The organism is Streptomyces sp. CA-251387 (genome assembly GCF_050936625.1).
Lineage (GTDB): Bacteria > Actinomycetota > Actinomycetes > Streptomycetales > Streptomycetaceae > Streptomyces.
This window is the reverse complement of sequence record NZ_JBNJMJ010000001.1, coordinates 4,654,908-4,667,689: the sequence shown is the minus strand read 5'-3', so window position 1 is coordinate 4,667,689 and position 12,782 is coordinate 4,654,908. Positions and strand designations below refer to the sequence as shown.

12 protein-coding genes and 1 tRNA gene are annotated in these 12,782 nt (G+C 70.6%); 7 read left to right on the top strand and 6 right to left on the bottom strand.

The annotated features are described in order from the left end of the window. Positions 1–108 precede the first annotated feature (108 nt). From ACQEV2_RS20825 to ACQEV2_RS20815, 3 genes are all read right to left on the bottom strand, one after another. A complete protein-coding gene (locus tag ACQEV2_RS20825) occupies positions 109–1,074 on the bottom strand; it encodes a DUF5926 family protein (RefSeq protein ID WP_433043449.1) in 966 nt (321 codons plus the stop codon). A gap of 117 nt (positions 1,075–1,191) precedes the next feature. Further along, positions 1,192–1,830 (bottom strand): ATP-binding protein, encoded by a 639-nt coding sequence (locus ACQEV2_RS20820; RefSeq protein ID WP_433043446.1) that lies wholly within the window; start codon positions 1,828–1,830, stop codon positions 1,192–1,194. Between the two features lie 243 nt (positions 1,831–2,073). Then, positions 2,074–2,901, bottom strand: coding sequence for a glycerophosphodiester phosphodiesterase (locus tag ACQEV2_RS20815; RefSeq protein WP_433043443.1), 828 nt, complete (start codon positions 2,899–2,901; stop codon positions 2,074–2,076). A 276-nt stretch (positions 2,902–3,177) separates the two neighbouring features. Here ACQEV2_RS20815 and ACQEV2_RS20810 point away from each other — a divergent pair, with 276 nt between their 5' ends. The 3 genes from ACQEV2_RS20810 (at position 3,178) to ACQEV2_RS20800 (ending at position 6,740) form a co-directional block, all read left to right on the top strand. Then, complete coding sequence (locus ACQEV2_RS20810; protein ID WP_433043440.1) at positions 3,178–4,671, top strand: S1C family serine protease; 1,494 nt, start codon at positions 3,178–3,180, stop codon at positions 4,669–4,671. Between the two features lie 336 nt (positions 4,672–5,007). Next, positions 5,008–6,558, top strand: a complete 1,551-nt coding sequence (locus ACQEV2_RS20805) for a serine/threonine-protein kinase (RefSeq protein ID WP_433043437.1) — start codon at positions 5,008–5,010, stop codon at positions 6,556–6,558. 97 nt (positions 6,559–6,655) lie between these two features. After that, positions 6,656–6,740 (top strand) — tRNA-Ser (locus ACQEV2_RS20800). A gap of 161 nt (positions 6,741–6,901) precedes the next feature. Here ACQEV2_RS20800 and ACQEV2_RS20795 read toward each other — a convergent pair. The 3 genes from ACQEV2_RS20795 to ACQEV2_RS20785 form a co-directional block, all read right to left on the bottom strand. Continuing rightward, a complete protein-coding gene (locus ACQEV2_RS20795) occupies positions 6,902–7,267 on the bottom strand; it encodes an amphi-Trp domain-containing protein (RefSeq protein ID WP_433043434.1) in 366 nt (121 codons plus the stop codon). Between the two features lie 213 nt (positions 7,268–7,480). After that, complete coding sequence (locus tag ACQEV2_RS20790; RefSeq protein WP_433043431.1) at positions 7,481–7,912, bottom strand: hypothetical protein; 432 nt, start codon at positions 7,910–7,912, stop codon at positions 7,481–7,483. Between the two features lie 89 nt (positions 7,913–8,001). Continuing rightward, the gene (locus tag ACQEV2_RS20785; protein ID WP_433043428.1) at positions 8,002–8,868 is read right to left on the bottom strand and encodes a bifunctional DNA primase/polymerase; all 867 of its coding nucleotides are present in this window, start codon (positions 8,866–8,868) and stop codon (positions 8,002–8,004) included. A 379-nt stretch (positions 8,869–9,247) separates the two neighbouring features. Here ACQEV2_RS20785 and ACQEV2_RS20780 point away from each other — a divergent pair, with 379 nt between their 5' ends. From ACQEV2_RS20780 to ACQEV2_RS20765, 4 genes are all read left to right on the top strand, one after another. Then, positions 9,248–9,574 (top strand): hypothetical protein, encoded by a 327-nt coding sequence (locus tag ACQEV2_RS20780; protein WP_433043425.1) that lies wholly within the window; start codon positions 9,248–9,250, stop codon positions 9,572–9,574. A 366-nt stretch (positions 9,575–9,940) separates the two neighbouring features. Further along, positions 9,941–10,918 carry a bifunctional MaoC family dehydratase N-terminal/OB-fold nucleic acid binding domain-containing protein gene (locus ACQEV2_RS20775; protein WP_433043422.1) on the top strand — a complete coding sequence of 326 codons (978 nt, stop codon included), beginning with the start codon at positions 9,941–9,943 and terminating at the stop codon, positions 10,916–10,918. A 14-nt stretch (positions 10,919–10,932) separates the two neighbouring features. Next, complete coding sequence (locus tag ACQEV2_RS20770) at positions 10,933–11,409, top strand: MaoC family dehydratase (RefSeq protein ID WP_433054631.1); 477 nt, start codon at positions 10,933–10,935, stop codon at positions 11,407–11,409. Further along, the gene (locus ACQEV2_RS20765) at positions 11,406–12,572 is read left to right on the top strand and encodes a lipid-transfer protein (RefSeq protein WP_433043419.1); all 1,167 of its coding nucleotides are present in this window, start codon (positions 11,406–11,408) and stop codon (positions 12,570–12,572) included. Before ACQEV2_RS20770 ends, ACQEV2_RS20765 begins: the two co-directional genes overlap by 4 nt. Positions 12,573–12,782 lie beyond the last annotated feature (210 nt).

Sequence of the window (12,782 nt, the reverse complement as noted above, 5' to 3'; positions counted from 1 at the left end):
TCACGGACTCCCTTGCTCCACATGGGAGTTGTGAGCGGATTCACCCCTCCCGCGACGGCCGGTTCGGCTGAACGGTCGGTCAGCCGAACCCGATCTCCGCGGCCCGCCTCAGCTGAGCGTGACCTGCCGGTTGGTCAGGCCGCCACGCGCGCGGCGCTCGTCCGCGGTGAGCGGAGCGTCCGTGGCCAGGGCCGCGGCGAGGCGCTCGGCGAACTCGGCCGCCGGCTTCTCCACGTCCTCCGCGCCGACCTCGCTCGGCAGGTCCCAGACCGGCACGGTGAGGCCGTGAGCACGGAAGGAACCGACGAGCCGGGTGCCCTCGCCGAGGTTCGACCTGCCCGCCGCGTGCAGCCGCGCGAGAGCGTCCAGAAGCTGCTCCTCGGGGTGCGGCATGACCCAGCGCAGGTGGTTCTTCTCCGGCGTCCGGCACCAGTAGGCGGCGTCCACGCCGGTCAGCCGGACGGTCGGGATGGCCGCGGCGTTGGCCCGCTCCAGGGAGGCGGCCACCTCCGGGGTGGCGTTCTCCGCGTCCGGGACCCAGAACTCGAAGCCCTCGTGCACAACTGGCTCGAACGCGCCTTCGGGGTCGAGCAGATCCTGCAGTCGGGGACCGTCGGCCGGGGCGCGGCGGCCCTGGACCGGGGTGCCGGGCTGCGCGGCGAGGGCCTGCTGGAGAGTGTCGGCGAGGTCGCGGCTGATGTCGCCCGACGCCGTGTCGTTCTGCAGGCCGAGCAGTACCGAGCCGTCGTCGCGGCGCAGGGCCGGCCAGGCCATCGGCAGGACGGTGGCGAGGGTGACGGACGGGACGCCCTCGGGCAGGCCGCCCTTCAGGGGCAGCTCGACGGTGGCGGCGGGAACCAGCTCGCGCAGGGCCACCCAGTCGCACTCGCCCGGCAGCCCCTCGAACGGGCGCTGCACCAGCTCGGTCACCGCCTGCGCGGCGGCCCGGCCGTGACAGGCCTTGTAGCGCCGGCCGCTGCCGCAGGGGCAGGGCTCGCGTGCGCCGACAACCGGGATCTCTCCGTCGCTGATCTGCGGGCGCTTGGCCTTGGTCTGGGGTCGCTTCTTGGCCATCGTGGGTGTCTCCCGGGTACGGCTCGTCCTGTACGGGCGCGAGCCTAGCCGTTCAGGCCATGACCGACGGGAGCCTGTGGACAACCCACCGGTCGTGCCGGGAGCGGAGGCGTGCGTTCAGTCCAGGTCGTCGAAGGCGTCCGCGTAGTCGAGGCCGGATATCGCACCCACCGCCGGCGCCGCAACGCGCGTAGCGAAGTCGTCGCGGCGGTGCCCGGCATCCGGATCATGAACGTCGCCGTGGACCACGACCCAGACCGTGACCTCCCCGCGGGCGTCGTCCCGTACTCCCCAGTCGTCGGCCAGTGCGGTGATGATGTTCAGCCCGCGGCCGCCGTGTGCGGTGACCGAGGGCGTGGCCGGAGCAGGGCGGGTGGGCCCGCCGCCGTCCGTCACCTCCACCGTGAGCCTGCCGCTCGCGTCCACGCGCCATGCGGCCCGGACGTCACCGTCTCCGGAGAGTGCGTCGCCCAGTGGCCGGCCGTGTTTGCACGCGTTGCTCAAGAGCTCGGAAAGAATCAGTACGGCATCGTCGATGACCGATTCCGCCACGCCGCCCCTGCGCAACTGCGAGCGCATACGGTGTCTCGCTTCCCCCACGCCCGCAGGGCCATGGGGTACGGCCATGCTCGACGACGTGGGCACCTCCTGTGCCACCACCAACGCCACCCCCGAGACCTCCTTTGCCCCACGCCACGGTGTGGATGCCCCATTGGCCTGTACCGGAAACCGGCCAATCAACGTCCGGTGACGCACTCACAACGATCGAATACGCACCGAACGCGCCGGAGCACTCCCTGTAATCGAGATGGCTGGAATTCGACGGTGTGGCCGAGAGTGGAGGATGAGGCCGATGGGGCTATGGGGTCAATAGGTTGTGCAGGGGTTGGTGAGGTTTTAGAGGTTCCGGGGATTTCGGTTTGCGTGCGCACGCCCCCGTTGCCTCGCGTGTGCGCGCTGCGTCGGGTGTGCGCACCCGCCCGGAAGCACGCGCGCGTGTCAGCGGCCGAGCTGGTGCAGCACCGCGCGCGGGCGGTTGGTGATGATGGCGTCCACGCCCAGCTCGACACAGAGGTCGACGTCCTGGGGCTCGTTCACCGTCCACACGTGCACCTGGTGTCCGGCCCGCTTCAGGCGCTCCACGTACGCCGGGTGATTGCGCACGATCCGGATCGAAGGGCCGGCGATGTGGACGCCCGCGGGCAGCCGCCCGTCCCGCAGCCTGGGTGAGACGAACTGCATCAGATAGACCGTCGGCAGCGTCGGCGAGGCGGCACGCACGCGATGCAGCGAACGCGCCGAGAAGCTCATGACGCGCACCGGGGAGTCGGCGGCCGAGGCGGGCGCGTCCAGCCCGAACCGCTTCAGCAGGAGCAGCAGCCGCTCCTCGACCTGCCCCGCCCATCGCGTCGGGTGCTTGGTCTCGATCGCCAACTCCACCCGCCGCCCCGCGTCGGCGACGAGCTCCAGCAGCCGCTCCAGGGTGAGCACGGAGGTGTCCTCGGGGTCCTCCGGCCGGAACTCCCAGTCTGGCTCCTCGCTCCGGTTCTTCCACGAGTCGCGGTTCTTCCGGGAGCCGAAGTCCAGGGCGGCGAGATCGGCGAGCTCCAGGGCCGAGACCGCGCCGCGGCCGTTGGACGTACGGTTGACGCGCCGGTCGTGGACGCAGACGAGATGACCGTCCGCGGTGAGGCGCACATCGCACTCGAGGGCGTCCGCACCGTCCTCGATCGCCTTCTTGTACGCGGCAAGGGTGTGCTCGGGAGCGTCTTCGGAGGCTCCGCGATGCGCGACGACTTGGATCTGCTGCTGCCGTACGTGGGTCACCGCGTCATGGTGCCACCGCACCGGGGTAGACGTGCGACCGGAGGAGTCCCGGGAGCACTGGGATTGCGCCCGTTTAGTCTCACATGAGCAATATAAAGATTGGCCGTGGACCCACAGCGACCGCTTATGGTGCTCTGACGGCCCGTGGGAAAAGCTGACGGCATACATAAATGGCATGCACAGCTGAAGCGCACCGACCGCCGACAAGTACTGGCAAGCGTGAACGGGCGTGACCGTGCGACCGAAGACAACAGCCGTGGATCGAGGAGAGAAGCTGTGAGCACCGAGAACGAGGGCGCCGCGGTACCCCCGGCCCCGTCCGCACCCCCCGTGCCGGTGGATGCTCCCGCTGCTCCTGCGTCCCAGGAGCGCCCGGCGCCCGAGGGTGATGCCGCCCCGACCGCTCCGCTCCCGCCGGTGCCGGACAGCACCCCGGCGAGCTCCGACGGCGCCACCCCGCCGTACGCCGCTCCGGCGGCCTCGAACGGAGCGCAGCCACCCGCCCCCCAGGGCTCGGCCCCCGACGCCTCCTGGCCGCCCCCGCCGCCGCCCGGCACGTCGCCGTACGCCGACAGCGGCGCCGCCGCAGGTGGTGCCGGTGCCGGTGCGGGCTCCGGCTGGGGTGCCACGTACCAGCAGCCGGCGCCCAAGTCCGGCCGTGGGCGCGGCGGGCTGCTCGCGGCGGTCCTCATCGCCGCGCTGGTCGCGGGCGGCCTGGGCGGCGGCCTCGGCTACACCCTGGCCAAGAACGACGACACCACCTCCTCGACGACCGTCTCCGCCTCCGACAGCGGCGGCTCGTTCAAGCGCGACCCCGGCACCGTCGCGGGGGTGGCCGCCAAGGCGCTGCCCAGCACCGTCACGATCCAGGCCGAGGGCAGCAGCGGCGAGGGCGGCACCGGAACCGGCTTCGTCTTCGACGCCGAGGGCCACATCCTCACCAACAACCATGTGGTGGCCGACGCGGTCGACGGCGGCAAGCTCACGGCGACCTTCCCCAACGGCAAGAAGTACGACGCCGAGGTCGTCGGCCACGCCCAGGGCTACGACGTGGCGGTCATCAAGCTCAAGAACGCCCCCTCGGGCCTCAAGCCGCTGACGCTGGGCGACTCCGACAAGGTGGCGGTCGGCGACTCCACGATCGCGATCGGCGCCCCCTTCGGCCTGTCCAACACCGTCACGACGGGCATCATCAGCGCCAAGAACCGCCCGGTGGCCTCCAGCGACGGCACCGGCAGCAACGCCTCGTACATGAGCGCGCTGCAGACGGACGCCTCCATCAACCCCGGCAACTCCGGCGGTCCGCTGCTCGACGCCCAGGGCAACGTCATCGGCATCAACTCCGCGATCCAGTCCGCCGCCAACGGCCTGGGCGGCACCAGCCAGTCCGGCTCGATCGGCCTCGGCTTCGCCATCCCGATCAACCAGGCCAAGTACGTCGCCCAGCAGCTGATCAAGAACGGCGAGCCCGTCTACGCGAAGATCGGCGCCTCCGTCTCCACGGAGGACACCTCCGACGGCGCCAAGATCGTCGACCAGGGCACCAGCAGCGCCGACCCGGTCGAACCGGGCGGCCCCGCCGACAAGGCCGGCCTCAAGCCCGGCGACGTCATCACCAAGCTCGACGACAGGGTGATCGACTCCGGTCCCACCCTGATCGGCGAGATCTGGACCCACCAGCCCGGCGACAAGGTCACGATCACCTACGAACGGGACGGCAAGTCCCACACGGTCGAACTCACCCTGGGCTCCCGCACGGGCGACAGCTGACGCCACGGGCTCGCGCGCGCAGGCCCGGCTCCGACAAGAGCCGACGCCACGCGCGCGTGCCCGTTCAGTGACACGCGCGCGTGCCCGTTCAGTGAGAGGCGGGAACCGGGACGCGACGAAACGCGTCCTCCCCGCCGGAAGGCGCCTCTTCACCGAGTCCGAGTCGGTTGCCAGGGCGACGGCACGGGCGGACGGCCAGGGAGCTGTTCGTCAGGGCGCTGAGTGCGCGGTGCGCGGCGGGAGTTGCCGATCGGACGGCGGCCGTGGCCATACGTTCGGATGGGCTATCGTGCCTTCTCGACCTCGACTGTTCGCGAATGGGAAGCAGAGCCGCGAATGGGAAGCAGAGAAGGGGACGGTCTCGCGGTGACCGATCTGGGGCGGCTCGTCGCCGGCCGGTACCTGCTGGTGGAGCGGGTGGGCAGCGGCGGCATGGGCACCGTATGGCGTGCCGAGGACAAGCTGCTCGGCCGCCAGGTCGCCGTGAAGAAGCTGCGTATCCCGCCGCATCTGCAGGACGACGAGGTCCGCACGCTCTACGAGCGCACCCGCCGCGAGGCCCGCAGCGCCGCGCGGATCACCCACCCCAACGTGATCGTGGTGCACGACGTGCTCGACGACGAGGGCCTGCCCTGCATCGTCATGGAGTACATACCCTCGGTCACACTGAGCGACGTGCTGAAGCGTCGGGGTGCGCTGCCCCCCGAGGAAGCCGCCCGGATCGGCCGCGCCATGACCGCCGCCCTGCGCGCCGCCCACGACGCCGGGGTCCTGCACCGGGACGTCAAACCCGCCAACGTCCTGCTCGGCGACGACGGGCGGATCGTCCTCACCGACTTCGGGATCGCCATGGAGTCGGGAACGTCCTCGCTGACCAAGCCCGGCGAGTTGATCGGCTCCATCGGCTACCTGGCGCCCGAACGCCTCAAGGGCGCGCATCCCGAGACCGGTCCCGCCAGTGACCTGTGGGCCCTGGGGGCGACGCTGTACCAGGCGGTCGAGGGGCGGGACCCGTTCCGCCGGCACACGCCGATCGAAACCGCGTACGCCATCGCAACGGACCCGTACGACCCACCGCGCAACGCCGGGGACCTGACCCCGGTGATCGAGGGCCTGCTCGTCAAGGATCCCGATCAGCGCATGGACGTACACGAGGTCGAACGCCGCCTGGCCGACCTGACCGGCACACGCACCGCGCGCCTCGATCCACCCACACGGCCGGACCGCGTCGACGACCTGGCGCCCGCCGGCCGCAAGAGCGGCGGCAACCGCGGTCGCACGGTGGTGCGGTCGGTCCTGGCGGTGATCCTCGCCGCCAGTCTGGCGGGCGGTGCGGTGTGGTGGCTCAAGGGCAGGCCGGATGACGGGCCGAGCACGCGCGCGTCCGGGTCCGAGGCGTCCACGCCCTCCCCGACCACCAGCCCCACCGTGCCGCCGCTGCCCACCGGATACCGCCTCGAAAAGCCGGACAGCGGCATCTTCGTGCCCGTGCGGGACGGCTGGACCAGGACGACGCTGCCCGGCGGCGAAGTCGCCTACATCGACCCGTCGGAACTCGTGGGCCTGCGGGTCAACGTCATCGAGTTCGCGGGCACCGATCCGCTGCAGCACTGGCGTGAGACGGAGGAGGAACAGACCGCCCGCGACAACGCCGGCTACGAACGGGTGCGCATGGCCAAGACGACCTTCCGGGGACGCCCCGCCGGGTACTGGGAGTTCACCTTCGAGGGCAGAGCACGCAAGTACCGGGCGGCGGAACTGGCCTTCGCGAGCACCGACGGCACCCAGTACGTGATCTACCTCTCCGCACCGGACGCGCAATGGCACGAGTACCGCCCGGCCTTCGACACCGCCGTCAACGGCGTCCGCCTGACCAACAACGTGTGACGCCAGGGGCCATTGCCGCCCATCCGGACCACGAACCCCGCGCAACGCGCGGTGCCGGTACGCTGTACCCGCTCCGCCCCTGGTGGGCCGGGGCCGAGGTGGGTTGCCCGAGCGGCCTAAGGGAACGGTCTTGAAAACCGTCGTGGCGCGAGTCACCGTGGGTTCAAATCCCACACCCACCGCTTGTCAGGCGGCGTAAGCCTAGGTGAGAAGGGGTGCCCGGATGTCCGGGCACCCCTTCTCGCGTCCCATTGCGGTGCGTGCGTCCCATTGCGGTGCGTGGCTGGATCGGTTCGCGCGTTGCGGACCTCATGGCGCTGGACAGGTGTGGCTCACGGCTTCTTCACTTCTTCGCGGCAGTCCGCTTGGCGGTTCTTCCGCCGCTGCTGCGGGTTCGCCGGGGACCGGTAGACGCACCCTTCCGCCTGTCTGCGGCCGGCTCTGCATCTGCCGCTGCCTCGGAAGACGCTGCCTGGTCGGCCGCTCCGGTCGGCCAGGTGAACTCGATCTCCAGCTCGATCTCCCCGTCACTGACTTCGACCTCGATTTCGCTGCGAAGATCGTCAGGGATCCGCAAGCTCAGCTTCCAAGGGTCTATTTCCAGTTCGGCTTCCCCACCCTGCCTGAGCGCGGCCGCCAGCGCCTCCAGCTGATCAGCGGCCTCAAGGCGTGACAGCGAGCGCTTCTGCTCCAGCTTGAGGTCCTTCATGGCGTCTCCGATCCAGCGTCAACATCAGATAACGCTCATTTTGGTACCAATCGCCATACCGGACATCTCGCTGAGAAACACCCCTTCGCACGGCGTCGGCGGCGACACATCAGCGCAGGTCGGGAAAGGCTCAGCGGCCGACCCTGGCATGCGGGTTCCCCTCCGGGACAAGCCGGTTTTCGCCGCTGCGGACGCCCGGAGCCCGGAGTGCCGCTAGAGCTCGTAATCCCGCGCCAGCTCCTCCCAGGGAACCTCTCGCAGCGCCTCCTCCGCGTCACAGCCGGACGGCACGTGCGGGGTCGGCTGGAACCAGATGATCGTCAGGGCGGAGCGGTAGAGGACCGGGTCGTGGTCGGGGTCGAGGGCCGTGGAGCGGAAGGCGCCGACGCAGGCCACCGAGGGCAGCACCTCGACCGGGCCGAAGGCGCCCGCGTACTGGTCGGGATGCTCGCGCGGCGGCGGGACGAGGTGCACCGGAGTGGAAGGGTGGGCCTGCTCGGCCGCGCGGACGAGGCCCTTGATCTTCATGTCGTTGACCAGCCTGCACGGGTAGCCCTCCAGCATTCCGCCGTACGTCGAGGAGAGCCGCAGCTCGGAGAGGTCGAGCGAGCGGCCGGACGTGAGGACGACGCGGGTCAGCGACATGGTCGGCACTCTAGGGCGGTGGTGCATCGAGCTCCCGTGAATTTCAAGGCCACGTGCATTGCGAAGGCCTGTCAGGCGCCGGCGCTGGTTCAGGGCCGGTGCCCTGTCATCCGCGCCGCCGACGCGATCGTGGCCCGGGCCTCGCGTTCGGTCAGGCCTGTGTTGAGGGCCGCCTCGACGAGGGGCTCGACAAGGGCGGGGCCGATGCCGTCCTCGTAGGCGCGGCAGGCCGCCCAGAACAGGCGGGTGTTGCGCTGTCCCTCATGGGCGGCGAGCACGAACTGGACGAGTCCCTGGCCGTGGCCGCCGGTCGCCGGGGGCGTGAGGTGGTGAATGCGGGGTGGAGGGAGCAGAAGGCGCAGGAGGGCGCGCGGGCAGGGCGCGGGGACGATGTGGGAGGTGCCGGGCGCGGTGCTGTAGACGCCGTGGTCGGTACGGGAGCCGGGGCCGACGAGGTAGCCGCCGGCGCCGCGGATGTCGATGCCGGGCGCGAGGCGGCCCGCCGAGTTGGGGACCACGACGTCCGCCGGGCCGGTCAGCCAGAGGTGGCGGCCGCCGCTGGGGGTCAGGACGACCACCGTGGGCGGAATCGTGAACAGGTGGCGCAGCGCCAGTTCGCGCAGGGCGGCTGAGGAGTCCGTACCGGACTTGGTGTCGAGGTCGATGCCGATCAGGTGGTGGGGCGGCAGGCCGCATGCGATGCCGTAGCCCGTCGCCCAGGGGGCGGCCGCGAAGAGTTCGCGGATGCGGGCGGGGTCGGTGGAGGCGTCGTAGACCCCGTGCCCGAAGCGGCCGCACTCGCCGTGGCAGGGCGCGGGATCGGGGTCGTCGCGGTGCGGGGAGCGCAGGGCCGGGAGCTTCGTCCGGGACAGGGGGATGACGGCCAGTCCGCGTTCGGCGGCTGACAGGGCGTGTGCGAGGGCCAGCGTCGTGGCCTGCCGGTCGGTGGTGGCCATGCCTCTATGTTCGTACGAGTGTTCGAAAAAGGAAAGGGGAAATGACTGCGCCCCGCCGGGCGACGCGCCGGTCCGCGGAGATTGGCCGGAAGCGAGCAGGAACGCTTCACCGCTTGGGGGGCTTGGGATGGAGTTGTCCGTACTGCCCCGACTCGGGAGGTTAGAAGTGGCGAAAGGGGTTTATCGACTTGTCATCACGCTTGAGAGCGAATAGAGGCTTCCGGGGTGGTTCGCCGGGGATTCGGTGGGCAACTCTGATCTCGCGACGTCGTGCAGGACTCCGGGGTGGTCGGCCAACTGCCTTGGGGCGAGCAGTACTTCATGCACTACCTATGCGTCCGGCTGGGGAGCCTGGGCGCACCTGTTCTGGAGGAACAACATGGCAAGCATCCGTACCGCCCGCGTCATCGCGGCCGTCTCCGCCCTCCCGCTCGCCGCCGCTCTGTTCGCCGGCGTCGCCGCGGCGGACAACGGCGCCATCGCGGACGACGGATCCAGTGCGGCCGTCACGAACACCGCCCAGGGCCTCGTGGGCAGCGGGGTCGGCGGCGACAACTACGGCACCTCGTCCACCACTCAGCAGCAGGCGACCGGCTCCGGCGCCTCGAACCAGAGCAACACCGCCCACGTCAACGGCTCCGCGTTCACGGCCGTCAACCAGGGCAACGACAACGCGGCCGTCAACTTCACGCCGCTCTGGTGGTGAGCTGAGGGGGTCGGTGCCCCGGTGCTCAGGCATCGGCCCCCTCGGATGTGTCTCGGGTGTGCTCATGGGGTGTAACGCGTCTGCGCGGCGGTACTTCGGTGCCGCCGCGCAGGCGTTTTTGTGTTGCGGCATAGGCGTTTTGGTGTTGTCGGGGCGAGTGTTCCGGCGTTGCCGCAGGCGCCCTCGGCGGCCTTGACAGTGAGTCGTATCTGACGGACAGTCAGAAACCTTCGTTCGCGAAAAGTCGGGGGAAGTCGCGGGGGTCGCCTGGGCCCAGTGGGAACCGGATCGGCGGCTGCGGTGTACCAGAAGTGTCAGTGCGATGCGCCGTGGGGCGACGAGGCCGGTGAGGACGAGGGGGCGACGATGAGCTACGAGCCGGGGGTGAGCCACGAGGTGGCGGCAGGCGACGCGCTCGAGACGAGGCTGAAGGCCTACGAGGGCGAACCGGCCGCGGTCGCCCGCGCGGGCAAGGACCCCGTCAACGCGCCCATGATCCGGCACTGGTGCGAGGCGATGGGCGACACCAATCCGGCGTACTCGGGCCCGGACGCCATGGCACCGCCCACTATGCTCCAGGTGTGGACCATGGGCGGCCTCTCCGGCCATGCGGGACGCACGCACGCGTACGACGAGCTGCTCGGCCTGCTCGACGAGGCGGGCTACAGCTCGGTCGTCGCCACCGACTGCGAGCAGGAGTACCTACGGCCGCTGAGGCCCGGGGACGCAATCACCTTCGACTCGGTGATCGAATCGGTGTCGGAGAAGAAGACGACCAAGCTCGGCACGGGGTACTTCGTCACGACCCGCACGGACATCCACGTCGGCGCCGACCTCGCCGGCACCCACCGCTTCCGCATCCTCAAGTACGCGCCCATACGCCGGGCAGAGCAGCCGGACCGACAGCAGAAGCCACCGCGCCCCCGCCCCGTCGTCAACCGCGACAACGCCGGTTTCTGGGAGGGCGTCCGGCGGCGCAGCCTGCTCATCCAGCGCTGCACCGACTGCGGCACCCTGCGCCACCCCTGGCTTCCCGGCTGCAACGCCTGCGGCGGCCTGGGCTGGGACACGGTCGAGGCGAGCGGCGAGGGGACGGTCTATTCGTACGTCGTGATGCACCACCCGCCCTTCCCCGCGTTCACGGAATCCGATCACGCCGCCGACACGGCGGGGCCTTACGCCGTCGTCCTGATCGAGCTGGCAGAGGGCGTGCGGATGATCAGCAACGTCGTGGGCGTGCCGTACGACAAGGTGTGGATCGGGATGCCCGTGCGGCTCGAATTCCAGCTGTACGACGACGAGTTGGTGCTGCCCGTCTTCCGTTCCCGGGAGGAGGTCGCATGAACGCTGTGATCACCGTGAACGCCGGTGACGAACTGCCCCCGCTGGAGATCCCGATCACCCGCACGCTGATCGTCGCCGGGGCCGTCGCCTCACGCGACTACCAGGACGTACACCACGACGCGGAGTTGGCCCGCGAGAAGGGTTCCCCCGACATCTTCATGAACATCCTGACGACGAACGGCCTGGTCGGCCGCTACATCACCGACCACTTCGGACCGACGGCCGAATTGCGCAGGGTGGCCATACGACTCGGGGCGCCCAACTACCCGGGGGACACCATGGTGCTGAAGGGCACGGTCGAGGACGTCGACGGCGACACGGTGACGGTCCGCGTGGTCGGCGCGAACGGCATCGGCAGACATGTGACCGGCACGGTGACGGTCACCGTGCCGACGGGGTCGGCGATCACCAGGCCGGCGGGATCGGCGGCATCGGCGGTCACCGGGCTCTCAGAGGCCGCCGGCACTGCGGCGTCGGAGGGCCCGGCATGAGCGTGCGCACACGGGACGCTCTGGCCGGGCGGGCGGCGATCGTCGGTGTCGGGGCCACCGAGTTCTCCAAGGACTCGGGGCGCAGTGAGCTTCGGCTGGCCGTGGAGGCGGTGCGGGCTGCGCTGGACGACGCGGGTCTCACGCCGGGGGACGTGGACGGAATGGTGACGTTCACGATGGACACCAGCCCGGAGATCACCGTGGCCCAGGCCTGCGGGATGGGCGAGCTGTCCTTCTTCTCCCGCGTCCACTACGGCGGCGGCGCGGCCTGCGCGACCGTGCAGCAGGCGGCGCTCGCCGTGGCGACGGGGGTCGCGGAGGTGGTGGTCTGCTATCGGGCGTTCAACGAACGGTCGGGGCGGCGCTTCGGCTCGGGAGTGCAGCACCGGGAGCCGTCGGCGGAGGGCGTGGCGCTGGGCTGGTCGTTGCCGTTCGGGCTGCTCACGCCCGCCTCGTGGGTGGCGATGGCGGCCCAGCGGTATCTGCACACGTACGGGCTGACGCCGGAGGTGTTCGGGCATGTGGCGGTGACGGACCGCAAGTACGCGGCGACCAACCCGGCCGCGTACTTCCACGGCAGACCCATCACCCTCGCCGACCACGCGGCCTCGCGCTGGATCGTCGAGCCGCTGCGGCTGCTGGACTGCTGCCAGGAGACGGACGGTGGCCAGGCGCTGGTCGTCACGTCCGTCGACCGGGCCCGTGACCTGCCCCACCCACCGGCCGTCATAGCGGCGGCGGCTCAGGGCGCCGGCCGAGGGCAGGAGCAGATGACGAGCTTTTACCGGGACGACCTCACCGGCCTGCCGGAGATGGGCGTGGTGGCACGGCAGCTGTGGCGGACGGCGGGGCTGGGGCCGGGGGAGATCGACGTGGGGATCCTGTACGACCACTTCACACCGTTCGTGCTGATGCAGCTGGAGGAGTTCGGGTTCTGCGGAAAGGGGGAGGCCGGGGGCTTCGTGGCCGAGGAGCGGTTGCCGCTCAACACGCACGGGGGGCAGCTCGGGGAGGCATATCTGCACGGGATGAACGGAATCGCGGAAGGGGTGAGACAGGTGCGGGGGACGTCCGTGAACCAGATACCCGAGGCGGAACGGGTGCTGGTGACGGCCGGTACGGGCGTGCCGACATCGGGTCTGGTCCTCGCCACCGACGCGTGACCCGCCGACCCGCTGACGAACGCCGCTGGTCTGTTGCCGACGGATGCCGTCTGGCTTGCCGTCCATTGACGCTCCCCGCCTGCGGTCCATCGACGCTCACCGGCCCCCGTCCACGGATGCCCCGGCCCGCGGCCGACGTACGACCCCCAGGGGTAATCCCGCAGTATGCGTCCCCCGCTCGTCCACCTTCAGGAGGTGGAGTCAGCCCCA